This window comes from Colwellia sp. RSH04 (genome assembly GCF_003545765.1).
Lineage (GTDB): Bacteria > Pseudomonadota > Gammaproteobacteria > Enterobacterales > Alteromonadaceae > Colwellia.
On record NZ_QXIO01000001.1, the window covers coordinates 45,012 to 71,273 of the forward strand.

The 26,262-nt window shown below is 38.0% G+C and carries 18 protein-coding genes and 1 pseudogene; 15 read left to right on the top strand and 4 right to left on the bottom strand.

The window, feature by feature from the left end; all coding sequences use genetic code 11:
• From D1094_RS00200 to D1094_RS00230, 7 genes are all read left to right on the top strand, one after another.
• Positions 1-1,095: an efflux RND transporter periplasmic adaptor subunit gene (locus D1094_RS00200; RefSeq protein ID WP_118958079.1), complete on the top strand. Its 1,095-nt coding sequence runs from the start codon at positions 1-3 to the stop codon at positions 1,093-1,095.
• 300 nt (positions 1,096-1,395) lie between these two features.
• A complete protein-coding gene (locus tag D1094_RS00205) occupies positions 1,396-2,175 on the top strand; it encodes a YdiY family protein (protein WP_118958080.1) in 780 nt (259 codons plus the stop codon).
• A gap of 210 nt (positions 2,176-2,385) precedes the next feature.
• On the top strand, positions 2,386-3,315 hold the full coding sequence (locus D1094_RS00210; RefSeq protein ID WP_147361037.1) for an ABC transporter substrate binding protein: 930 nt from the start codon (positions 2,386-2,388) through the stop codon (positions 3,313-3,315).
• A 5-nt stretch (positions 3,316-3,320) separates the two neighbouring features.
• Entirely contained in the window at positions 3,321-4,898 is a 1,578-nt protein-coding gene (locus D1094_RS00215; protein ID WP_118958082.1) for a HAMP domain-containing sensor histidine kinase, read from the top strand.
• A 16-nt stretch (positions 4,899-4,914) separates the two neighbouring features.
• On the top strand, positions 4,915-7,137 hold the full coding sequence (locus D1094_RS00220) for a TonB-dependent siderophore receptor (protein ID WP_182440054.1): 2,223 nt from the start codon (positions 4,915-4,917) through the stop codon (positions 7,135-7,137).
• Between the two features lie 13 nt (positions 7,138-7,150).
• On the top strand, positions 7,151-7,972 hold the full coding sequence (locus tag D1094_RS00225; protein WP_118958084.1) for a hypothetical protein: 822 nt from the start codon (positions 7,151-7,153) through the stop codon (positions 7,970-7,972).
• Positions 7,953-8,795: a hypothetical protein gene (locus D1094_RS00230; protein ID WP_118958085.1), complete on the top strand. Its 843-nt coding sequence runs from the start codon at positions 7,953-7,955 to the stop codon at positions 8,793-8,795. Before D1094_RS00225 ends, D1094_RS00230 begins: the two co-directional genes overlap by 20 nt.
• A gap of 36 nt (positions 8,796-8,831) precedes the next feature.
• On the opposite strand, the gene D1094_RS00235 is transcribed toward D1094_RS00230, so the two are convergent.
• The 3 genes from D1094_RS00235 to D1094_RS00245 all read right to left on the bottom strand — a co-directional run bounded on the left by D1094_RS00235 (position 8,832) and on the right by D1094_RS00245 (position 15,030).
• A complete protein-coding gene (locus D1094_RS00235; protein ID WP_118958086.1) occupies positions 8,832-10,649 on the bottom strand; it encodes a thiamine pyrophosphate-binding protein in 1,818 nt (605 codons plus the stop codon).
• Positions 10,650-10,667: 18 nt separating this feature from the next.
• Positions 10,668-13,172, bottom strand: a complete 2,505-nt coding sequence (locus tag D1094_RS00240; RefSeq protein ID WP_118958087.1) for an EAL domain-containing protein — start codon at positions 13,170-13,172, stop codon at positions 10,668-10,670.
• A gap of 265 nt (positions 13,173-13,437) precedes the next feature.
• Positions 13,438-15,030 carry an isocitrate lyase gene (locus D1094_RS00245; protein WP_118958088.1) on the bottom strand — a complete coding sequence of 531 codons (1,593 nt, stop codon included), beginning with the start codon at positions 15,028-15,030 and terminating at the stop codon, positions 13,438-13,440.
• A gap of 377 nt (positions 15,031-15,407) precedes the next feature.
• Between D1094_RS00245 and D1094_RS00250 the strand changes: the two genes are divergently transcribed.
• The 8 genes and pseudogenes from D1094_RS00250 to pheA form a co-directional block, all read left to right on the top strand.
• On the top strand, positions 15,408-16,355 hold the full coding sequence (locus D1094_RS00250; RefSeq protein WP_118958089.1) for a LysR family transcriptional regulator: 948 nt from the start codon (positions 15,408-15,410) through the stop codon (positions 16,353-16,355).
• 16 nt (positions 16,356-16,371) lie between these two features.
• On the top strand, positions 16,372-16,737 hold the full coding sequence (locus D1094_RS00255; RefSeq protein ID WP_259337804.1) for a CidA/LrgA family protein: 366 nt from the start codon (positions 16,372-16,374) through the stop codon (positions 16,735-16,737).
• Positions 16,738-17,466: an LrgB family protein gene (locus D1094_RS00260; protein ID WP_118958090.1), complete on the top strand. Its 729-nt coding sequence runs from the start codon at positions 16,738-16,740 to the stop codon at positions 17,464-17,466. It abuts the gene before it with no gap.
• Between the two features lie 316 nt (positions 17,467-17,782).
• Positions 17,783-19,963 (top strand): malate synthase G, encoded by a 2,181-nt coding sequence (locus D1094_RS00265; RefSeq protein ID WP_118958091.1) that lies wholly within the window; start codon positions 17,783-17,785, stop codon positions 19,961-19,963.
• A gap of 296 nt (positions 19,964-20,259) precedes the next feature.
• Positions 20,260-20,676 (top strand): hypothetical protein, encoded by a 417-nt coding sequence (locus D1094_RS00270; protein ID WP_118958092.1) that lies wholly within the window; start codon positions 20,260-20,262, stop codon positions 20,674-20,676.
• Between the two features lie 335 nt (positions 20,677-21,011).
• On the top strand, positions 21,012-23,429 hold the full coding sequence (locus D1094_RS00275; RefSeq protein WP_118958093.1) for a penicillin acylase family protein: 2,418 nt from the start codon (positions 21,012-21,014) through the stop codon (positions 23,427-23,429).
• Between the two features lie 127 nt (positions 23,430-23,556).
• Complete coding sequence (locus D1094_RS00280; RefSeq protein WP_118958094.1) at positions 23,557-23,943, top strand: MAPEG family protein; 387 nt, start codon at positions 23,557-23,559, stop codon at positions 23,941-23,943.
• A 155-nt stretch (positions 23,944-24,098) separates the two neighbouring features.
• Positions 24,099-25,271 (top strand): annotated as a pseudogene (gene pheA, locus D1094_RS00285) (prephenate dehydratase); the annotation flags it as partial.
• A 118-nt stretch (positions 25,272-25,389) separates the two neighbouring features.
• Here pheA and D1094_RS00290 read toward each other — a convergent pair.
• Positions 25,390-26,175 (bottom strand): hypothetical protein, encoded by a 786-nt coding sequence (locus tag D1094_RS00290; RefSeq protein WP_118958095.1) that lies wholly within the window; start codon positions 26,173-26,175, stop codon positions 25,390-25,392.
• Between the last annotated feature and the right edge of the window lie 87 nt (positions 26,176-26,262).

Sequence of the window (26,262 nt, forward strand, 5' to 3'; positions counted from 1 at the left end):
ATGACAGCACAAAACTCAAAATCACCAAGCTCAACTAAAAAAACATCATGGTTAATACCTAGCCTCGCGTTAATTATTTTACTCTTAATGGTAGCGTGGTTAGCAGGCTTTTTTAATGAACAAGTAGCACCTGCAACATTGCCTATTCAAGCTAAGAGCGTTATTGATAAAGAAAACATCTTAACTGTACAAAGCAAAGTAACGCAAAATATTGAAGGCGTTGCTGCGAGTTTGGTTGCTAAACAAAGCACAACTATTTCTTCACGAATGCTGGCAAGGGTAGCAAAAGTATATGTAAGAGCTGGTGATGAAGTTAAACAAGGCGACATTTTAATTGAGTTAGAGAAAAGCGATCTATTAGCGAAAGTAAAAGAAGCTGAGCAGCAAATATCATCAATTAATGCCAGAGTAGAAGAAGCACAAGCGAACTTCAATCGCGCTAAAGAGTTATACCATAAAAAAATTGCCTCTGCGTTCGATCTTGATAAAGCAAAAGCTAATTTTGACAGTATTAGCGCCGAGCTTACCGCAGCAGAACAAAGTAAAGCGCAAGCAGAAACGACTTTAAGTTATGCCACTATTAAGTCGCCTATTTCAGGGAAAGTGGTTGATCGCTTTACCGAACCTGGTAATACCGCACAACCTGGTACTAAGTTACTGACTTTATATAACCCCGTGTCGTTGAGAGTAGAAGCGCAAGTAAGAGAAGCCAGTGCCCTAACATTAAAACCTGGACAAACCATTAATGTTGAATTACTGAGTTTAATGAAAGTACTTCAAGGTAAAGTCGAAGAAATTGTACCAGCAGCAAATACTGGCTCACGCAGTTTTTTAGTGAAAGTGAGTATTGATTATCAACAAGGATTATTACCCGGTATGTACGCCCGTATGCTTATTCCTGCTGATTTTAGTAAAAAGATAATTATACCAAAGGCGAGTATAACCCGAATTGGCCAATTAGATTTTGTATGGTTATTAGAAAATGGCGTTAAGCAAAAGCGTTTTATTCGCGTGGGTAATCAAGTCAGCATCAATCAAGTCAATGTTATTTCAGGACTTTCAGATGGTGATACCATTCTATTAAATAAAGCTTAGGCGTATTTATCCATGTTTAATCATTCTGCCGAGCAATGAAAAGTATCAACAAAGGTCAATAGGTTCTAATAACCTAAAAAGTAAAGATGAAAGTAATCTTTGTTATAGTCGCTATTCAGTAAGATCTTTCATCTACTAGGTTATTTTAAAAAAGTGAGAAAACTTTACAAAAAATGCACAGCTGGTGTTAAAAATTTGTTAGAATCGCGTCAAATTATTCTCTACTCCCATTTGATTATTATTGACTAGATCGTATTTCAAAGGGGAGTTGCACCACACATCAAATTGTAAAGGATGATCATGAAATCAAAATTAGCGATAACCGCCCTGTGCTTACTGCCACTTGCTAGCCAAACAGCTTTTGCTGAAGAAAAGAAAGCCTCAGAATTAACCATGTCAGCTGAGCTTGGCTTTTTGTTCAAATCAGGTAACACCAAAAGTGGCGACATTAAAGCAGGTTTTAACCTTAAGCATAAGAAAGACCAATGGACTAACCTTTTTGCTATTAATGCACTAGCAAAAAAACTTGAAGAAAAAGATGAAGAGACTGGCGATAAAGAGTTTGTTACCACGGATAACAAGTGGGATTTAAAAGCCCAAACTAACTATACTTTACATGAAAATGGCAAAAACTATTTATACGGTAACTTAGGCTACCAGCAAGATAAATTCAGCGGTTTTGAAAGTCAAAGTTCTTTATCTGCGGGTTGGGGTCGTCACTGGATTGATACTGAAACCAGTTCACTCTTTGCAGATATTGGTCCGGGTGTAAAATATGATGTAATTCGTGCCACTGACACAGAGCTTCAAACAGAAGAGACAAACTTCATATTACAAGCACAAGCGTTATACACCACTAAAATTAATGAGTTTGTTGAATTCAAGCAATACTTAGTCGCTAAGCAAACCTTTGAATCAGGCAAGAACAGTGTTTATCAATCTGAAACTTCAATTACGACGAAATTAATTGAATCAATGCAGCTTAAGTTTGCTCTTCGTATCGATTACGACACAGAAGTAGCCCCAGAGTTTGAAAATACCAACACTGAAACGTCATTAACGTTAGTTTATAATTTTTAATCACAACGTTATTTCTTTGTCATAAAAGCCTAAAACTAATTAAAAAAGGGTCAAAAGTAGTCAAGCTACTTTTGACCCTTTTCTTTATAAGTGTATACTAAACATTATCTTAGTAATATTAGGTTTCATTCGTTGAAAAGTAATCCCTTGAGAAAGCTCTTTTCAATTACGCTCTATTTTACCTGTCTTGTGTCATGGGTTACTTCCTATGTGAACGTAGCAATGGCGGATGAAACAAAATCATTACAAACACCTATACAATCAATAGCAATATTTTATCCTCGCTCAAAAGAACCTTATCGCACTATTTATCAAGAAATTATTGAAGGCATTGACAGCAAAGCTAACATGTCGTCACAAAGAATTGTCTTTGAACGCATTATTTTAGAGAAGAGCTTTGACAGTGAAGCCATTGCTAATGACCTCAAAAAAAACGGTATCACCAAAGCGATAGTGTTAGGTCGACTTGGCTGGAAGTTAGCTAAAGGGCTTTATCAATACAAAGAAGACAATGGTAAACCTACATTTCATATAGTATCGGGCGCACTACCCATCAGTCCAAATGGCTTATCTGGTATCAGTCTTATTACCGCTCCCTCTGCACTTTTTGATTACTTAACAGAAGTTGCCCCTACGGTGCAAAATATTCATTTTGCGTATAGCAAACAAAGTGAATGGTTAGTTGATATCGCCAGAAAAGCAGCACACAGTAAAGGGCTGTCATTAAATACTCACAAAGTAACAACCACTAAGGAAGCGTTTACATATTACAAAAACCTGTTTAATTCAGATATTTCAAATAAAGATGCTATTTGGCTTCCTGTAGATAGGATAGCCTCAAACGACAAAGTAACTTTACCTCTAATTTTAGAAAAATCGTGGTCAAAAGAAGTGGTGGTGTTCTCAAGTAAACCTTCTCACGCAAAACGTGGCGTATTATTCTCGACCTACCCTGATAATTTCTCTATGGGGACACAACTTTTTACTATGGTAAACGAACTTTCAAAGCAACCCATGCAGAAAAACTTTTCCCCGTTAAAGTCCACTTTACTCGCTATCAATTTAAGAACTGCTGCTCATTTAGGTTTTAAGTATAGTAGTAAGCAGCAAGAAACCTTTAAACTCACTTTTCCTAAGTAGTACTGATGCAACTTTCTTACTTATTTCCCTATAAAAGAAGCTTTAAGAGTCAGCTACTTAGTTTATTTTTATTGTTAGTTATTATCCTTGCTTTAACAACTTCGGCTTTAACCGCTTGGCAAAGTAGTAAAACCATTAGCGAAGCAACCATAGAAAATGGTTTACAAATCACCCATAATTTTGCTGAGCAAAGTGTTCTGGCGTTAGTAACTGGCAGTATTGAAAATGCTAACGAAGCCGTAACCAATACCCTAGGCTTTAGGCCTATAATGGCAGTTTCTATATTAAATACCGACGGTGAGGTATTGTTATCCTCAGAAAACATGTCCTTAAAAAACGTTGTTTCAGATATCAATGCGCTTAAAAGTATTAGTCAACTTGTTCATGAATCAGATATGTTTTGGGTGTTTAGTTCTCCCGTTTACTTGCAAGATGAACAATACGACGATGAACTGATTGAACCCGATAATGAAACGCTACAACAAGAGCTAATCGGCTATGTATTAGTTGAGTACAGTAAAAAAGAGTTACATAAAATACAACGTACTATCTTCATCAGTAATATTGTTACAGGCTCAATTATCGCATTAATTCTTGCCTTAGTTATGCGTATTATTATTACTCGTATGACTAAACCTTTACTGGCAATTTCACAAACAATGGAAAGCGCTCGCGAAACAGGGCTATACCCTAAAGCCCAAGTAGCAGGCGCTCTTGAACTTAGGCAGATTGCCCATGCCTACAATCAACTGATGACAATTTTAGAAGTGCAAAATGCTGAATTAGCCAAGAGCAGAGATACACTAGAATCTGAAGTAGAAATACGTACACAAGAACTTGTTGTCGCAAGAGATGGCGCTTTAACAGCGAGTCGTCATAAGTCTGAATTTTTAGCCAATATAAGCCATGAACTCCGAACTCCGCTGCAAGCTATAATCGGTTACACTGATTTAGTACGAGAAGATTTAGAGTTAGAGTGCATGGACACCCAAGTTGAAGATCTTAACAGAAGTATTCGCAGCGCTAATACTCTACTTGCATTAATAAACAATATTTTAGATTTAGCTAAAATAGAAGCAGGTAGAATGGATCTTCATGCTAAAGAGACAAGTATTAAGCAATTATTAGCTGAAACTATTGAAACGGTAACGCCAATGGCTGCTGCGAACAATAATACATTAAACATGACTACCGGAGAGTTAGCTAGCACATTATTTGTCGACCGACAAAAGCTAATGCAAATATTTTTAAATTTATTGAGTAATGCCTGTAAATTCACTAAAAACGGTGAAATAACCTTTCATATCTATAATGACTTATCATTTCTTTATTTCTCGGTACAAGATACAGGTGTAGGCATCGCCAAAGACATGCTTGATTATATTTTTGAGCAATTCACTCAAGTAGACGGAAGTCAAACAAGACAATTTGAAGGCACAGGTTTAGGCATGGCCATAACACAAAACTTTTGCCAGCTTATGGGCGGCCAACTTACCGTCAAAAGTGAAGTCAATGTCGGTTCAACTTTTAGCGTTAAAATTCCCTTAGTTTGGGATGAACATGAAATTAGTGATACAAAATAATAAACGGAGAGTACAAATGTCTATTTCAATGAAATATATCTCTTTATCAATACTAACGGCACTATCATTATCTTCAACCACGGTCCTGAGCAAAAATTATCAAACCGTATCGTTCCTTCCTGAGGAGTACTTTTCAGAAGACAGCGAAGACAGCCTAGCTGACTTTTATGGCGACGAAGAGTTTGTCAGCATTGCGACAGGTAATAAAGTACTTATAAAAAAAGCGCCTTCTGTTGCCACGGTAATTTCAGCAACGCAAATAGCACATATGGGTGCAAAAACCGTAGCCGAAGCGTTAGAAAATGTTCCTGGTTTACACGTTTACCCTTCACCTTTTAATCGTATGAATAATTCATTTTCGATTCGTGGCATTCATACCGATCAAAACCCTCAAGTACTCTTTTTAATTAATGGTTTACCGGTCAGAGAAGAATACACAGGTGCTCGGCCTGAAACCTTTCAAATGCCAGTGCATACTATAGAACGAATTGAAGTTATTCGAGGACCAGGTTCTGCTGTATATGGTGCTGATGCTTATTCAGGCGTAATTAACGTAATCACCCAAGATATCACCGCACTAGAAAAAAGCAGTTATGGCATCAGCTATGGCAGCTTTAACTCTTCAAATGCATGGTACAAAAACTCTTTCTCATCTGAGCACGTCAATTTTGGTATCGCCATAGAAAGTTTAAAAGGTGATGGTGATGAAGATCGTATAATAAGTAGAGATTTACAATCAATCTTTGATGACACATTAGGCACAAACGCTTCATTAACGCCAGCCCCAGTATCAACTAACTATAATATTTTAGATGTCAGGCTATCTGCTGCTACCGAGCAACTAAACGCTAACTTTTGGTATTGGAACAACGATGATGCAGGGCAAGGCCTTGGAGCAGCACAAGCACTTGACCCCTCAGGCACACAAAACACAAATATTTATCAATTTGACCTTGCATACGACTGGCAATTATCAGGCTGGGATGCGAAAGTCCTCTACAACTATTATCAGCTTGAAACTAAAGCAGAATTTACCATATTACCTGCAGGAGCACTGATTCCCTTGGGTTCAGATGGAAATATGAACTTAGTTTCCCCTGTCGGTATTGGCTTATTTACTGAAGGGTTAAAGGGAAACCCTGCACCGAAAGAGGTTTTGAACTCTATTGATTTTAATGCGCTTTCTTCGCACTACAACGATCATCAATTTAGAGTTGCTATCGGGGTATCCCAAAGAAAGCTAACAGCAAGTGAACAAAAAAACTTTGGCCCTGGTGTACTGGATATGGAGCATGTCAGTCAACTCTTTTCATCAGGTCAACCTATTGTAGTTGATGGCATATTAACAGACGTAACCAATACGCCCTATGTATTTGTCAAAGATGTTGAGCGTTTCAATAGTTATGTCAGTTTACAAGATCAATGGAAGTTTGCTAACGATTGGGAGTTAACCGCAGGCCTTCGTTACGACTATTACGATGATTTTGGTTCAACTATAAATCCAAGACTCGCATTAGTATGGGAAATGACACAGAGTACTTCTTCAAAATTTCTTTATGGCAGAGCATTTAGAGCACCTGCCTTTGATACTTTATATGCAATAAACAACCCTGTAGGTTTAGGTAACCCAAGTTTATCCCCTGAAACGATAGATACCCTTGAAGTCAGTATTAACCAACAGCTCTCAAAAGATTTTAATTGGTCTACCAATGTATTTGCTTATGAAAGTAAAAACCTCATTGAGTTCGTTCCTGATCAAGGTACTACCACAACAACAGCGCAGAATGCCCGAGGTCAAGTTGGTTATGGTTTTGAAAGTGAATTAAGTTGGAATAACATCACAGGATTGTGGAAACTAAATTACTCTTGGCAACATTCAGAGGATGATGAAACAAAGCAAACTATAATCATGGCGCCTCGTCAGTTATTTAACGCAATGTACGATAGCCAAATAACTGAATCGCTCAACTTCAACGCAAAACTTAACTGGGTTGGAGATCGTGCGAGGCAAGTTGGTGATACACGTCCTGAATTAGATAACTATGCTACTGTAGACGTTGCCTTACACTGGGATCTTGATGCCGAACATGTCTGGAAAGTATCACTTATTGGCAAAAACATCACTGATGAATCAGCATTTGAACCCTCTCATCCATTAGTACCTGAAGCTATGGGCCCCATATCAGATTACCCCATTCAAGGTCGCTCTTTCTACCTTCAATTAAGTAAAAATCTTTGAATGAGTAATTATTATGAATAGTAGAAAAGTTAATATTGAAAGTAGAAATGAACAGTTCTCTACAAAAATAAAGAGCAGAATTACGCTAGAAATACCTAGCGATGACAATGAGTTTTTGGCTCAACAAACTTATACACACGGTTATAACGTACTTGATTTAATGGATCACTGTGATCCCATTGATAATCTTTTTTTGATTTTCAAAGGCGAATTACCCAATGCGATAGAAAAGAAAATACTCACAAAATTATCAATATTTTTAATGAACCAAGGCCCAAGAACCATAGCAGCAAGAACAGGCGCCAATGCAGGGGTAGGTCGAACTGACGTAAATCACATCCTCCCGATTGCGATCATGGGAATGAGCGGTAATTATGGCGGTTCAAAAGAAGTGGAAAATGCCATGAGGTTTGTTCATCGTAATGTTGATAAAGATGCCGCTAACGTAGCTAAACAATGCTTAGCTGATAAGCCTGATGATGTTGAAGGTGACTGGATTATAGCTCCAGGTTTTGGTACTGATTTTAGAGGTCAATCTCCTTTTTTATTAGACGTTAAAGATAAGTTTATGCAAGCTTGCCCTGATAACGGATATCTTGCTTGGTGCCAAAAATTCATTAACGCTTTGCCTGCAGAGAAAAACTGTGGTTGGCGATTAGCATCAATTGTAGCAGGCGTTTTACTTGACCTTGGTATACCTGCAAGGGTCGGAGCAGGACTTTTTCAATTACTCGCTAGCCCCACCGCCTTCGCTCATGGAGTTAGCTTCGCTGATAAACCCATTACTGAGATTCCCTTTTTAAAAGATGAAGATTATGAAATCAAACCAATCTAAAAGTATTTGGCAAAAAAATCGCGGAAAAATATCAACAAATAAAGGCGGTTGGCGTATCGGAGAAGCCATTTACAATTGTGGATTCTCCATGATGGACGATCTTGTCGGCAAAAAGTCTTTCTTTCAAACCTTAGTGTTAAATGTCACCGGTAAATTACCAAGTGAAAAAATGGCACATTGGTTTGAAGCCAGTTTTATCTGCTTAAGCTGGCCTGACTCAAGGATTTGGTGTAATCAAAATGGTGCCTTACTAGGCACAAGTCAAGGTTCGCCAGTCGCAGGCGTTGCTGCTGGAATATTATCAGCTGATTCACGTATGTATGGACCTGGCTCTATTTCGGGTGGGGCAGAATTTATTATTCGAGCATTAGCATGGTCAAAACAAGGACTGACACCTTTAGACATTATTCAAAAAGAACTTGCCAGTAAATATACTAAACCTGGCAATAAACCAGTGATAGTAGGTTATGCAAGGCCAATTGCCACAGGCGATGAAAGGGTAGAAGCAATGGAGAAAGTCTCTAAGTCGTTAGGCTTTATCGAAAAAGAACACTTAACCTTAGCTTTTGAGATACACAAAACGTTAGCAGAGCATTATCAAGAAAACATGAACTATGTTGGTTATGTTACAGCATTTCTAGTTGATGAAGGCTTTAGCGTCAATGAAATACATCGGATTTATAGCACTTGGGTTCACTCAGGTGTTCACGCTTGTTTTGCTGAAGCAAACGATAATATTGCTGGCACCTTCCTACCGTTGGCTTGCGATGATATTGAGTATGTTGGCAAGGCGCCAAGAAAGTTCCCGAAAAACGCCCAATAAAATAAGCGCCTTGAGTTGTACGTTTAATATAAATAATTAACCACCTGGCGTAGCGGATTCGTTTTGATCTGCTAAGCCTTTAACTCGTTGCCCCATCGGCGGAATTTCATCGCCATCAATGACTAAATTAATCATGGTTGGTGCTTTTTTATTACCTAGGCGTTGCCAATCAATCGCCATGAGTTCTTCAGGTGTTCTCACTGTAATGCCTTCAATCCCCATCGCTTCAGCGAGTTTGGCATAATTAATTTCGGGGAGTTCAAAACCAACTTGCTCTGCACCACCAAGAATTTGCCCATGTTTAACCATGCCTAATACACTATCATTTAACACAACATATATAACAGGTAATTGATGTTGTAATGCAACCGTTATTTCTTGGCCTGACATCAAGTAGCTACCATCACCCGTGATACAAACAGACGGTTGTTTACTACCAAAGGTGCTTCCTATCGCAGCACCAATAGCCCAGCCCATCGACCCAAACCCCATCGCAATGTGATAGTTACCTTGTGCATTTTTACGATGAAAATAATGAGTAAACCACGCCCAAGTGTTACCAGCATCTAAATGTAATCTAAAATGTGAAGGGATAGCTTGTGAAAATTCTTTTACCACACGCTGAGGTTTCAAGGGAACTGCATCAGATAGGCAAGCTTGCGGGTCATTCAAGGTAATTTGATAGCCATGCACAGCGGCTTCAGATTTATTATCTGCAAAGCGTTTTTGAATAACATCGACAGATCCCCATGATCTTCCCCATTTCAAACCTTCACTGATATTCTGATTTAACTGTTGAAAAATAGCCTTTAAATCACCACACACATGATGTTGCGCCATAGGTGTTCTAGAAAAGTGCTCAACGGTTGTATCAATATGTACTAATCGTTCTCCTAATAATTGCTGTTGCCAACCGCCCGTCCCTAACTCAGTTATAGGGGCACCTACAGCAATCACTAAATCTATTTCTTTATCTTCTAAAGTTTCTTGCGCACTTATATGCCCAGCAAAACCATATACGCCTCGATAACGTTTATGATAACCGTCGACCCAGCGCTTTCCCGCAGGACCTGTTACGATTGGCGCATGGGTGAGATCTGAAAATTTCAATATTTCGTCAATTGCAGGGCCACAACCTTTACCTAAAAATATCGCTACACGCCACGCTTCTGACATCATTTGCGTTAATTTTTCAACTGCTGCATTATCCGTTAAAGTGCCAACTTGGGTGAGTCTGCCAATACTCACTTGTGAAGTCCCCATAGCAGTTTGACGTAAAATATCTGAAGGAATACTAATATGAGCGGGGCCATTAGGCGTATGATTAGCGGCCATTAAAGCGGCAATGAGCTTGGTATTCATTTGCTCGCTATGAGATATCAAGGTGCTATAACGCGTACATTTTCGAAATATAGCCACGGTATCAATTGCTGTACAAGAAGACTCTTGCAATGCATTTTTACCAAATTTAGGCAGCGGAGTTTGTGCGGTGATAACTAGCATAGGTACATTATCAGCATAGGCAGATGCAACACCAGTCAGTAAATTGGTTGAGCCTGGGCCTGTCGTTGCACAGCAAACACCTAGTTTACCCGTTTCTCTCGCATACCCTTCAGCCATAAAGGCGGCACCCGCTTCATGTCTAGCAACAACAACTTTTGGCGCGTTGATGTCAGTCGCGCGTGCTAAAGCATTATATAAGGGCTCAATGGCTCCACCAGGAACGCCAAAAACATATTCAACTTCAAGTATCTTCAAATACTCAATAATTAAATCCGCATTATCTAAGACTTTACTGTGCTCTTCTTCGTTTTGTACAGTAATTTCACCCTTAGTTGGCAGAGAAATGCTCATTGACGCCCTCGCGATTGTTTAATTGATAATGTTAACCTTACTAAATAGTTCATGTACTGGCTTTGGTTTACATAAATGATAACCTTGCGCATAAGTTACACCTATGTCAGCTAATATAGTCAAGGTTTCTTCATTTTCAACAAATTCAGCAACGGTTTTCTTATCGAGTGCACTAGCGACTTCATAAATCGCTTTAACTAATGCTAAATCAACGCTGTTATTGGCTAAGTCAACAATAAAAGAGCCGTCAATTTTCACTGATTGTGCAGGCAATTGTTTTAAGTAGGTGAAGGTACTAAAACCAGTACCAAAGTCATCAATTGAAAATTCACAACCTAATGCACTTAACTGCTCTATTATCTCTTGTGTTGCTGCTATATTACTTAAACTAGCACTTTCCGTTAACTCAAAAATAATACGACTGGCTTCAATGTGATATTGCTGCAATTTATCTTTTAACAACGGAATTAAACGCTCATCACTAAAACCTTGAGCAGACAAGTTTATCGCAATTTTATTCAACCCTGGGTGTGCAGCCAAGTAACTAATCGCTTTACTAATCACTTGCCTGTCGAGCAAGCTCATATCCCCCTCTCGCTCTAAAGCAGGAATAAACTCACCAGGCATAATAATTTTATTATCTAGTTCTAATCTCACTAAGGCTTCGTAATAAGCAATTTCTCTGGTCGCAATATGATAAATAGGTTGAAAATGTAAAATAAGGTTATCATCGGCAACGGCTTGATGAAGGGTTCTCGCCCATTCTAAACTGGCCTGTAACTCTTTACTTAATATATCGTTTTGATTATAAACATGGGCGGTATTTCGTCCCATTTTCTTGGCAGCATACAAAGCAATATCTGCATGTTTCATGTAATCTTGCGCTGAAAATTCACTGCCATTAATTTCGGCAATACCAATAGAACAATTAACCTTGAAAATTTGTTCCTCTATTTCACATTTATATGAATCGAGTAGTTGGCAAATATTAGTCGCTAAAAGTAATGCGGTTTGCATATCGGTATTGGGTAGCAATAAAGCGAACTCATCACCACCGATCCGGGCAATAAAATCAGCTTCACGAATGCGAGAACGAATAAGTGAGGAAATATTTCTCAATACTACATCACCATGATGATGTCCTAAGGTATCATTAATCACTTTAAAGCGATCTAAATCTAAATAGAATAAAGCATGAGGCCCGTTTCCACGTGCAGCAGTCGCTGAAAACTGTTTTAGTTCAGTTTCAAAATAAACACGGTTATATAAACCTGTTAAGCCATCATGCATCGCTAGATATTCTAAATCTTTTTGTGCTTTCTTACGGGAAGTCACATTATCAATAGTACCTGATATATAACGATTTTTTTCACTCTCAGAGAGGTTGATATCAAACTTTGCTTCTACCCATAGTTCTTCATTAAACTTATTCTTTAACCTAAATTCAAAACTATGAGAGCTGGTTTTCCCTGAAAGTAACACTTTTAATTCATTTGAAATATAAGCGCCTGGAGAGCTGGGTTTCTCCATAAAATCAAGCAAAGACTTCTGGTTTGATTCATCAATAGTATAGCCTGTAAACTTCTCCCAAGCTTTGTTCAAAAAGCATATTTCGCCTTGTTCATTTAGCTCAATGATTACACTGCCTAATTGATCTAACAGCTGTTGATGCTGCTCAAAAACATTACGATATTGTGCTCTAGATTCGTTTAATGATTTTACTTTATGAGCAAATTGCTTGTTACTAATAATAAAATCATCACGCCTTGCTGCACTCTCGCATACCCCTCTTAACTGTTCAGCTCTAAAAGGTTTAGTGATAAAATCAGCTGCGCCTTTTAGCATTAATTCTTCAGCTAATTCCATAGTATGGTTAGCGGTCATAATGACAACAGACTGAGAGGGCTGTTCTTTCATCATAATTTCTAAAACATTGTTACCACTCATACCTGGCAACATCACATCTAACAGTACAAGATCATACTCATTTTGACGCCACAGTGTTAACCCTTCTTCACCATCAACCGCAGTATCAATATTAAAACGTGTCGATAATATACGGTTCACCAACTGTCGAGTATCTTGATTATCTTCAACTACGAGCAATGATGCCTTTTTCATATCAGCGACAGGCAAGTGTTCGTCATTATTTAACAAGTCAGGTAATTGTTCACATTCAGAAAAGGCAATCAGTTTATTGATGCCAAATTCACGTGCAGTTGTGCGAGCAATATGTTCACACCACGTGTTGGCAACTAAAATAAACGGCGTTTCTGATGAACATTTTAACACGCCCGAACGAACCATCCGAGCTAAGCGCCATCCGTCAAAATTATCAAGATTAATATTACTAACAATAAAGTCTACAGATTGGGTTTTTAACGTTTCAATGGCCACTTGTGTAGAAGTAGCAGGGAGGATTTTAATATCTGTTTGCTCTGATAATAGTTTTTCAAGCGTGGAAAATCGTTCTAGATTGGTATTAAGCAAGAGTAATTGCTTTGTTTGCCGAAGCTGCGACATATCCTCTCAACCCTTTAATTTACATAGATAACTCGCTTTATATGAAAACTTTCTTTATAGCGATAAGTCAAAACGACTATAACGTTAAAATAAAATGATTGCTAAGTTTTTTTTCCTAAGCTAAAAATATTTTACTGTTCAGAGGTCAGCTCACTGTAAAATACTGGATATTAAAGATAAAAACGCCAGACACTAAAACTTAGTGGCTGGCGTTCGTTACTCTACTTATTAACTTACCATGCAGTAAGCCTAAAATTCAGTAGCCTTAAAATTGATTAGACGTGTTTTTAGCACCACCCGCTTTCAACGCATTTTCACCTGCGAAATATTCTTTATGTGCATCACCAATATCAGAGCCTGACATATTTTGATGTTTCACACAGGCAATACCTTGACGAATTTCTTGACGTTGAACACCTTTAACATAGCCTAACATCCCTGCTTCACCGAAGTACTCTTTCGCTAAGTTATCAACTGACAATGCCGTAGTGTGATAAGTAGGTAAAGTAATTAAGTGATGGAATACATTCGCTTCTCGAGAAGTGTCTGCTTGGAATGTACGTACACGTTCATCAGCTTCAGCAGATAATTCCGTTTCATCATATTTTGCATTCATCAAATCAGCACGATCATACGCCGATACATCTTTACCTGCTTCAACCCATGCATCATAGGCTTGTTGACGGAAGTTAAGTGTCCAGTTGAATGATGGCGAGTTGTTATAAACCAGTTTTGCATTGGGGTGTACTTTACGTACATCATCCATCATGCCTTTGATTTCATGCACTGTTGGAACAGCTGTTTCAATCCACAGTAAATCAGCACCGGCATTTAACGCACCAATACAATCAAATACACAACGTTCATGCCCTGTGCCTTCACGGAATTGATATAAACCTGAAGGTAAACGCTTAGGTCGTACTAATTTACCGTCACGGTTTAAACACACATCGCCTTCTCGCATTTGTGACACATCAATTTCTTCTACATCTAAGTAAGAATTATAGATATCACCTTGATCGCCCGGCTCTTTCACTACAGCGATTTCTTTAGTCAAACCCGCCCCTTCAGAGTCAGTACGCGCAACGATAATCCCGTTATCAACACCTAACTCTAAGAATGCATGACGTAAAGCACGAATTTTTGCATGAAAATCAGCATGTGGAACCGTTACTTTACCGTCTTGGTGACCACATTGCTTTTCATCAGCCACTTGATTTTCAATTTGCAGCGCACAAGCACCTGCTTCAATCATTTGTTTAGCCATAAGGTAGGTTGCTTCAGCATTACCAAAACCAGCATCAATATCGGCAACAATTGGTACCACATGGGTTTCAAAGTTATCAATTGATTCTTGAATTTCTTTCGCTTTTGCTTGATCGTCTGCTTCAATTGCTTTATCTAACGCACTGAATAATAAGCCTAACTCACGAGCGTCGGCTTGACGTAAGAAGGTGTAAAGCTCATTCACTAATGAAGCAACACTGGTTTTTTCATGCATAGATTGGTCAGGTAATGGACCAAACTCACTACGCAGAGCCGCAACCATCCAACCTGATAAGTATAAGTATCTACGCTTAGTCGTACCAAAATGTTTCTTAATAGAAATCAGTTTTTGCTGACCAACAAAACCATGCCAACAACCTAAAGATTGTGTGTATTTAGTATTATCTGCATCGAATGCATCCATGTCTGCACGCATAATATCGGCAGTATATTTTGCAATGTCTAAACCATTTTTAAATTGATTTTGCACACGCATACGAGCAACAGATTCTGGATTAATCGCGTCCCAAGAGCTACCTGCTTTTTCTTTAATGGCTTTAACTGCTTCAATTGCACTTTGATAATTAGACATATCATTCTCCAAAAGTGTTGTTGTATTCTTTATTTAAGTTATTGGCATTGGTTGATTTGCTTCCTTGATTCAACGTAAACGTTTTGAATATTTAAAAGTAAGCTTTCATACCGGACAACAAAAAGAATAATCGCATTAGTGATATTTTCAAAATATATAATTACAATTACCACCATTCACAACATGAATACTATTAAATTTACAAAGCGTATTCTATTGATGGGTCATTGACTCCCTAAAGATAAGCAATACAACCCCATTAGCCTTTAGTCGTAATTAACGAGCTTATCGCTGATTTGTAGTAAAAATAATTGTATTCATAGGAAATATCGCTTATATATATTTCACTTATACTTTTTTGATTGGCCATTAAATTTATGAATATTTCTAAAATTGATCTTAATTTACTTATTTATCTTGATGTATTACTACGCGAGAAAAATGTTACTCGCGCAGCAAGCCAACTTAATATAACCCAACCAGCAATGAGTAATGGCTTGAAGCGGTTGAGAACATTGTTCAATGATCCTATCTTAGTGCGAACGTCTGATGGTATGGCACCCACAGAAAGAGCAAGAGCCTTAGCTCCTAGCATTCGTAAGATCCTTTTAGAGCTTGAAGAAGCACTTCAAGGTGAGGAAGAGTTTAATGAACTCAATAGTCAACGAGTTTTTCGTATTATGGCAAGTGATTATGCCGCTTCAACCTTAATACCCACACTTTTAAAGCTTCTCAATAAAGTTGCCCCTAATATCACATTAGACATAATGACACCCAGCGATGTTACCTTTCATGATGTTGAAGCAGGTAAAATTGATATGGCGATTAACCGCTTTGATGAATTACCACAATCGTTTCATCAAAAAGCTATCTGGCGTGATTCTTTCTCATGTTTAGTGAGTGCCGACAACCCTGTGGTAAGTAAATTTAATCTTAATGCTTATTTAAATAACAAACATGTATGGGTATCAAAAACTGGCTTTGGTGTTGGTGTTGGAATGGACCCAAAAGACGTTCAAAAATTAGGTTGGGTCGACGAAGCATTAGCAAGGCTTGGCAAAAAGCGAGACATTAAAGTATTCACCCGAAACTATCATGTTGCTATGCAATTAGCTTACGAAGATAACTTAATTGCAACCCTACCAACTAAAGCGGCAGAGCTACATAAAAATGATGCTAATTTTACCATTATAAAGCCACCATTTGAGATCCCTGACATCGAGCTTAAAATGATATGGAGCCCTTTATTACACCATGATGCAAGCCATGTTTGGTTTAGGCAATTAGTTATTGCTGCTGCCCAAAAAAGTCAAGGTCTACAATAGCAGCAACTTGTCTAATATGATGAAAAATGCGCTTTACACCCTTTGTGCAATTTCAGTCAGCTTACTTTTAGGTAAGCTGACTTATGCTCTCATACCTTTTGTCCCTGCTAGTCTATATGGCATGGTCTTTTACTGTTTGATGCTACATTTCAACATTATTTCACCTATCAAAGTTGAGAAAGTAAACCTGTGGCTAGTAAGGCATATGGGCGTTTGCTTTGTACCTGCAGGCGTTGGTATCATTAATCACTTTGATCTGATTAAGCTACACGGCATTGCCATCCTAATAATCATATTTGTATCAACATTTACTTTACTTACTGTGGTTGCCTGGTGTTCTGAGAAAATATTTAAAGCACAACAGAGCAAAGGTAATAGTTAAATGATTAATGACATTATTTCACCAGAAAATTCAACCGTATCATTGGCAATATTTATCACGCTAATAACACTGTTTCTCTATCAATTCTCGATGAAAATTCAGCAAAAATGGCAATTTATCTGGTTAAACCCTATGTTAATTACCATTCTCTTCTTAGTGCCATTTTTACTATATCAAAACATAACATATAGTCAGTATCATCAATCTAGCCAACTTTTTACGCTGCTATTAGAGCCAGCAATAGTTGCGCTAGGTTTTCCGCTATACCAACAGTTGCATCAAATAAGATACCATTGGCAAGGGATTATAGGTGTATTGTCTTTAGGGGTTTTAGTGGTGCTTTGTGTTAGCTTTTCTATGACAATGTTTTATATATACCAACCTAGTTTAGCCATTGCCTTATCACTAAAATCTGTGACCACCCCTATCGGTATTGCGCTTTCAGAGCAATTCTCTGCCGATAGCTCTATTACTGCTTTCTCAATTATTATCGCAGGTTTTATTGGTGGCATATTAGGGCCCAAATGGCTAGATTTACTAGGCATACACTGCGCTAAATCTCAAGGACTCGCCATTGGTGCTGCCAGTCATGTAATAGGTACAGCCATATTAGCAAAAGATAAACCTGAACATTGTGCTTACAGCTCGCTGGCTTTGATCTTTTCAGCACTATTAACCGCCATACTCAGCCCTTTAATCATTCCGCTATTACTAAAAGCGTTCAATTAACTCATAACTTATAGTAAATAGACAAAACATTCATATGGTGAATGACAGTTATCATTCAGTACAATACAATTAATACTCGCAAACAAAAATTAAACTTAACAATTTAAAAACAACAACTTAAAAAGATAAATATAGTTTTAATATTAGCTTAATCTTTGTCATAACATATGTTCAAGCCATGCAACTATTGCCAGTATTAATAATCCCCCCTAGTATTATCACTAATATTTATTATCGGTTATTACCATATAATAACGTTACGGTAATTTTAGCTTTATTGCTTAGCCATAAAACAGCGTAATTAAGAGAGGATTTTATGTCATCAAGAGTTGCCATTGAAAAGCTACACGTAAGCCAATGTCTTTATAACTTTATTGAAGAAGAAGCATTACCTGGTATTCAAATATCTTCTACACATTTTTGGCAGCAATTCGCCAATATTATTGATGACTTAAGTGACAAAAATCGTTTTTTACTTACAAAACGTGATGACATTCAAGATAAAATAGATCAATGGCATCAACAAAACCAAGGCGATAAGTTTGAATTTTCAGCCTATAAAGCGTTCTTAAAAAAAATAAATTATTTAGAACCAGAAGTCGCTGACTTTCAAATAGCGACAAAAAATGTCGATAACGAACTAGCTACCATTGCAGGGCCACAACTTGTTGTGCCTATTATGAATGCTCGCTTTGCATTAAACGCAGTAAACGCTCGCTGGGGAAGTTTATATGATGCGCTATACGGAACAGATGCCATTAGTGATGAAGGTGGCGCTGAAAAAACGCCAAGTTATAATCCAATTCGTGGCAAAAAAGTTATTTCCTTCGCAAAAAATTATTTAGATCAAGCAATTCCTTTAGAACATGGCAGTCACCAAGATGTTGTTGCGTACCATTTGAGTGACCAACAACTGATGGTTAGTTTAAAAAATGGCCAGCAAAGCTCATTAAAACAGGCTGACAGTTTTGTTGGCTATTCTGGGGTGATCAACAAACCCGATACTATCGTGTTAAAACATAATGGCCTGCATTTAGAGTTAATTTTTGATGCCAACAGCCCAATAGGTAAAGAAGACGATGCAGGTTTAAGTGATATTAATGTTGAGTCAGCATTAACCACTATTATGGATTGTGAAGACTCTGTTGCCGCCGTTGACGGTGAAGATAAAGTATTTGCTTATCGAAACTGGCTTGGCCTAATGACGGGAACGTTAACCAGTGACATTACTAAGGCTGGTAAACAGTTTACACGTAAAATGAATGCGGATAAAAGCTTTCAAACCTTATCTGGCGATAGCATCAAACTTAAAGGTCGAAGCTTGATGTTCGTTCGTAACGTGGGTCATTTAATGACCAACAATGCCATTATTGATAAGCACGGTAATGAAGTGCCAGAAGGCATCATGGATGCAATGATCACATCGTTAATTGCTTTACATGATATCAAAAATAACAATGAACTAAACAACTCAGACAAAGGCTCTATTTATATCGTCAAGCCTAAAATGCATGGCTCTGAGGAAGTGAAATTCGCCAATGAGTTATTTTCTCGAGTTGAACAAGCACTATCACTTGATGATAACACCATAAAAATAGGCATTATGGATGAAGAAAGACGCACGAGCGTTAACTTAAAAAACTGTATACATGCAGCAAAAGATCGTGTGGTATTCATAAATACTGGCTTCTTAGACAGAACAGGTGATGAAATTCATACGTCTATGAAGGCAGGTCCGATGGCCAGAAAAGCAGATATTAAAAACACGCCTTGGATCAGTGCGTATGAAGATAACAATGTAGACATTGGTTTAGCCTGTGGTTTTAGTAAAAAAGCTCAAATAGGAAAAGGCATGTGGCCTATTCCAGATCAAATGTCTAATATGATTGCTGCAAAAATAGGGCATGTAGAAGCCGGAGCAAATACAGCTTGGGTTCCTTCACCAACAGCAGCGACGCTACATGCACTTCATTATCATCATGTTGACGTTTTTGCTTTACAACAAAAGTTGAAACAACGAACACCAGCAAAGCTAGATGATATTCTAACAATACCGCTAGCCAAAGAGACAAACTGGTCAGAGAATGAAATTAGCGAAGAACTAGATAATAACGCTCAAGGGATTTTAGGTTATGTAGTACGCTGGATTGATCAAGGAGTTGGTTGTTCAAAAGTACCAGATATTAATGATGTTGGATTAATGGAAGATAGGGCAACGCTTCGTATTTCAAGTCAGCATATTGCTAATTGGCTATATCATGGCATTTGCACCATAGAACAAGTGCAACAGAGTTTGGAGAAAATGGCAAAAATTGTTGATCAACAAAATGCCCACGATAGCGAATACCAAGCGATGAGTGATAATTTTGCTGATAGCATAGCCTTTGAAGCAGCATGTGCTTTAGTATTTTCGGGTGCAGAACAACCAAATGGTTATACTGAACCGTTGTTACATCAATTTAGATTAGCAAAAAAACGTGAATTAAATTCACTATAGAAATAGATTTTATATAGTAAAATTAAATGACTAGCTATAAATAGCTAGTCATTTTTTATTACAAGGTATGTCATTTGAAATATGTTAACCAATTTACCGTTCATATATTAACAAGTGCATCGTCTATTTAAGCAACAATTCATCTTGAAAACCTTACCGCTTATCCCAAGCTATTGGCTATAGCGAAGATATGATCGTATAGTCAAAATGTAAAATTACTGTAACGATATAACGATATAGAAACTTATCTCTAACTAGTGAACACACGATAAGTATTAACAGCAAAGGAGATAGCAATGAAATCATTCAAACTTTTACTAGCATCAAGCATCATGACATTAGCTTTATGTGCTAGTTTTCATGTGCTTGCTGGGCAACCTTTGGCTGTGCAGCCTGTTATCATTAATGCAAAAACGAAAATAATCAGTTATAACAATTTAACAACGTCATCAAACAACACCGCACTTGCGGTAACGTCACTAGGTTTTAGTCAACATAAAACGATTGAAAACCTTACGCCTTCGCCTTCGCGTGTTATCAATAATCAACATAACCAGTTTTTTGAGGCCGCTGTTAATTTCAATGAAACATTACAACAAGTTATTTCTTTTTTTTCTGCACCTGATGAAACATTGACTGTAGAGCCAGAGCTAACTCAGCAAGAAATAGAGGAAGAAGTATCAATAACTAAATGCAAAGCAAGCTACAGCTAGTGTTAACTAATTTTTATTCCTAACTGAGGTTAAAAAACCTTTCAGCGCTCAAATTAGCCTGTAAGGTAAGCTTTATTCAAACACTTAACAGTATAGAAGCAAAGACTTAGCATAGTACAGGTTAACGACTAACTCTTTACTTTATTTTTATAGTAAACAAAGACATATTAAAAGCTTACTTCTTAAAAACCAGCCATCGACTCGCCACAAAAGTAATATTTATATCTCAATAGTCGCCAAGTCAATATTAACCTTGAAAGAACAATCCCCTTAGGTGCAATAGCTGAATATTTCAGGTAACCTACTAGTCATCGTACCATCTTCTTTTTACCGCTATGAACAGAACAAAAAAAATTCTTATTTGGTTGCTATTAGTTAGTGCATTAGCCGTCGCCACTATTGCAACATGGATTTTCAGCCGAATAGATGGTGCACTACCTTTACTTAATGGTAAAGAGACCGTCTTTGGCTTATCAAAAGCTGTCACCATCGAGCGAGATAAACTCGGCATTGCTACGATTAAAGCTGAAGATAGGCTCGACATTGCAGTAGCAACAGGCTTTATTCATGCGCAAGAACGTTTTTTTCAAATGGATTTACTTCGAAGAAACTCTGCGGGTGAGTTATCAAGTTTATTTGGCGCAAAAGCGGTTAACTATGATAAATCAATTCGAAGACATCGCTTTAGAAGAAAAGCGAGAGATATCGTAAATCACTTACCTGAAGCTCAAGTAGCGCTATTACAAGCATATACCCGTGGCGTAAACCAAGGACTTCAACACCTTAAAGGTACTCCATTTGAATATATTCTTTTGCAACAAGAGCCTGTTTTATGGAGTGAAGAAGACTCAATTCTTGCAATTTTCAGTATGTACATAGATTTGCAATATCACGATGGTCAACGTGAACGCACTTTAGGCTTAATGAAAGCTTTACTTAGCGCTGATGTATACGCTTTTTTAAACCCTAAAGGTAGCATTTGGGATGCGGCAATTGATGGTACGCAGTTTTCTGAGTCAAACATACCAGAATCTCCTTGGCCTTCTGCCTCAGCACAAATCAAAAACACTCATCACTTAGCACAAACTTTTGCGAGCATCTCTTCGTCATATCAAACTGAATATTTTCCAGGTTCAAATAACTGGGCAGTTTCAGGCGAAATGAGCGCAACGGGTAGTGCAATCGTCGCCAATGATATGCACTTAGGTATACGCGTACCCAACACATGGTTTAGAGCATCATTTGAATACCCGCAAAACGGTGACAAAATAAAAATAACAGGAGCAACCTTACCTGGTACACCTAATATCGTTGTGGGAAGCAATGGTCATATCGCATGGGGTTTTACCAATAGTTACGGTGACTATAGTGATGTAATCGAACTGGTTACCAATGAAGACAACAGCCAATATTTAACACCTGACGGCTATAAGCCGTTTAAATCAGAAAGAGAAGTCATTGCCATAAAAGGACAAAAAGCGACTGAAGTCAATATTCAGGAAACCATTTGGGGCCCTGTAATTGGTAAAAACCACCAAGGTACGCTGTTAGCATTTCGTTGGGTTGCTCACGACAAAGAGGCAATTAATTTACACGCTATGGCGCTTGAGTCAGCTAAAGATGTTGAACAAGCTTTCAATATTGCCGCACGTTCAGGCATACCTGCTCAAAATATGATGGTGGGAGATAATCAAGGAAATATCGGCTGGACAATTATGGGCGCAATCCCCAAAAAAGTAGGGAGTATTGGTGACACCCCTATGAACTGGGCAACAGGTGAAAATGCTTGGCAAGGTTATTTAACCCCTGATGAATACCCCCGAGTGCTTAACCCTAAAGATAATCGCTTATGGACAGCTAATTCGCGTGTAATTGGTGGTGAAATGTTAAAAAAACTGGGGAATGGTGGCTACGCCCTAGGTGCTCGTTCAAAACAAATCAGAGACAAATTGTTTGCCCAAGCACAGTTTAATGAGCAAGGTTTGCTTGATATTGCACTTGACGACGAAGCACTTTTCTTATCTAGATGGCAGCATTTTTTATTAGACACCGTACTGACAGAGCAATCTATAACTACTCTGCCTTTATTCAAAGAAGCCAAGGATATTTTATCTCAAGAACATGAGTTACGCGCCAGCGTTGATTCTGTTGCTTACCGACTTGTGAGAAACTTTAGAATATCCCTAAGAGATCTAGTATTTTCAGAATTAAACAACACGTTTAAATCCCTTGATGATGCATTCAGTTTTCGCGCTATAAGACATCAAATCGAAACACCGCTCTGGCAATTAGTCACTCAACAACCCGATAACTTTTTAATGCGCCCTGAATCTAGCTGGCAGGCACTGTTTGAAAAAGCGCTTAAGCAAACCCTCGCTGACATGACAGCCACAGAAGATGGCTCAATGCAGCCATTATTGGCAGCAACATGGGGGCAACAAAATACGACGACGATTAAACATCCATTAAGTAGTGCAGTCCCTATTATTGGCTACTGGTTAGATATGCCTGCTAATGCGCTTTCTGGTGACAGTTATATGCCAAAAGTACAAGGTAAGTCTTTTGGTGCTTCTGAACGAATGATTGTTTCTCCGGGTCATGAAGAGTCTGGAATATTTCATATGCCCACAAGCCAATCTGGCCATCCTTGGAGCCCTTATTACGGTAAAGGCCATCAAGATTGGGAACAAGGGAAAGCCTCTGCCTTTTTACCAGGTGAAACGGTATACAAGCTAACCCTATTAAGTTACTAAGCAACGAATACAGTGCAGGAATAATCGCATTAAAAGGGGGAACCATGAACATGGCTTTACCCTTTTCAGACAGCAATAACAATAACAATAACAATAACAATAACAATAACAATTACGAGGAAGCATTATGACCATTTTATATTACAGTCTTTTCGTTGCACTTTTACTTCCCTATGTGGCCAAAGTACCTGTTGCTTGGGCGATGAATAAAAAAGGTGGTTACGATAATAAGCACCCAAGAGCCCAGCAAAGTACGCTTACAGGCATTGGAGCAAGAGCACTTGCTGCGCATCAGAATGCGTTTGAATCGTTAATTATTTTTGTCCCTGCCGTGCTTTTAGCCATTACAACAAACAATGATTCTACTAGCATGATTACGCTCGCCGTTGTACATGTAATTGCACGAGTACTTTACAACATTTTATATTTAATCAATTTAAGCACCTTACGGTCTCTTTCATGGGCTGTTGCCACGGTGGCTAGCTTTACAATGCTATTTTTACAAATCCCTTAAATATGACTTCTTTTTAACGTCATAGATAGTGTTAAAACATTCTAAAGAAAGTATTGACACTATCGAGCTAAGCTAGCTAGAGTAACCACTCGAAAAACAGAAGTTAACAACAAGAAAACCTGTTTACCTGTAGCAATAACGATGTGAGTATTAAAGTGACTGAAAAACTAGATTTAAACAAGATACGTGAACAAATTACCGAATTAGATCAAGAGCTTCTAGTATTATTTGCTAAACGTAGAGCACTCACTTTAAATGTTGCCAAAAGCAAAGTGCAACAAGTTCGACCTATTCGAGATCAACAACGAGAACAAGCGTTGTTAATTAGTTTAATCAAGCGTGGCAAAGAAGTCGGCTTAGACGCACATTACGTCACCAGTATTTTTCAAAGCATTATTGAAGACTCTGTACTTAATCAGCAGGCCTATTTACAAAGCTTGGCAAATCCAGATATCCAAGTGCCGACTGTAAGCGTCGCTTTTTTAGGTGATAAAGGCTCATATAGTTACCTTGCCAGTCATCGCTATTTTTCTCGACGTGCTGAAAAAATTGTTGAATCTGGTTGCCAAAATTTTAGTGATATTTTACAACAAGTCGAGTCAGGACAAGTAGATTATGGCATGTTGCCAATTGAAAACACTAGCTCAGGCAGTATTAATGAAGTATATGATTTACTTCAACATACCAACTTATCAATCGTAGGTGAAATTACTCAACCTATTGAACATTGCTTATTAACTGCGGTAAATACTAGCTTAGATAAAATTAAAACCATTTACGCTCACGGCCAACCTATTGCCCAATGCAGCAACTTTTTAGATAAGCAAAAAGGTATTCGTATTGAGTATTGTGATAGCACAGCTGATGCTATGGCTCAAGCTGCTGAGCTTCAAGATGAAACTATTGCCGTTGTTGGTAGTGAAGAAGGTGGGCATCTTTATCAACTTCATGCATTAGAGCAATCTATCGCTAATCAAAATGAAAACCACTCTCGCTTCATTTTAGTTGCTAGAAAAGCGGTAGACGTTGCCGAACAAATACCAGCAAAAACTGCTCTAATCTTTGCTACGGGTCAAAAAGCTGGTGCCTTAGTTGAATGTTTATTAGTACTAAAAGAAAAAGGTATTAATATGTGTAAATTAGAGTCACGCCCTATTCAAGGCAGACCTTGGGAAGAAATGTTCTATTTAGATGTTGAAGCTAATTTAAAAAGCTTTGCTTTACAAGAAGCCATTAGTGACATTACAAAGCATACTAACTTCATTAAGGTATTAGGTTGCTACCCCATTGAGCATATTAGCCCAACCAATGTGCCTAGCTCTGAGATTTAATGACTTAACAACTGTTTAACGTACTTTGATAAGAACCGTTACGCCTTCTAGCGTAACGGTTTTTTTAACATCCCCCACTTGATTGAGGATGGTTAATTCAGATTAAGATTAACGTTTATTTTGCATTAAACGGAGCTGCTAATTGAAACTCTAACATAGTACCCGATGGGATATTAACTTGATTACCACGGGTTAGAAGAGAAACACCCGCGCCTACTTTTGCGCCATCTTTCGCACCTTTTGAACCATTGATTAAGCCCCCAATCGCAGCTGCTCTAGCTGTAGAGCCTATAGTTTTCTTTGCAGTACCTTCAGTAACTGCTTTAACACCTGAGGTAGATATTGGCATCATCTGATTGTTAATCATCATATCAGTAAATTGTAATTCAACACTCGACCTCCCAGCTAATCTACCAGAGCGCTTGGCTTCTCTAACCACGCCGTAAATCACCGTGCCTCGTCGTGCAACTAGCGTGTCATTTACCACTAAATCCGCTTCTAAACGTGAAGTAAACTTATGTCCCGCTTTGTGTTGCTTACTATTAATGCTTTCGTTGGTTCTAACCACGATGCGTGTTCCTGTAGGCACGACCGTTACCGGTTTTACACCACTTTCAGGAGTTTCCTTATTCACTTCTTCTCTCGAATCGACAGACTTTTTAGTGCTCTCGGTTGCAGGTACTTTTTTATCTGTAACTTTGCCAAAACTTATGTCAGAAATGCTTTCACTTTTAAACGTTAACTGTTGCCCTGCAACGTCAAAGACAACACCATTTGCATCTCGTGAAACTAATGTACCTGTAATGCTTTGACCATCTTTTAATGTCAGTACATCAGCATTCGCTAGGTTAGTTATTGCTATTGCCGATAATAGTAGCGCTTTAGAAAATACATTATTCATATTGCCTCTCATAGTATTTATATCTTGGTAAAAAACGATCGTTCAATGTTACACTAATAAATTAATAATTATTACGACTCTTTTCAT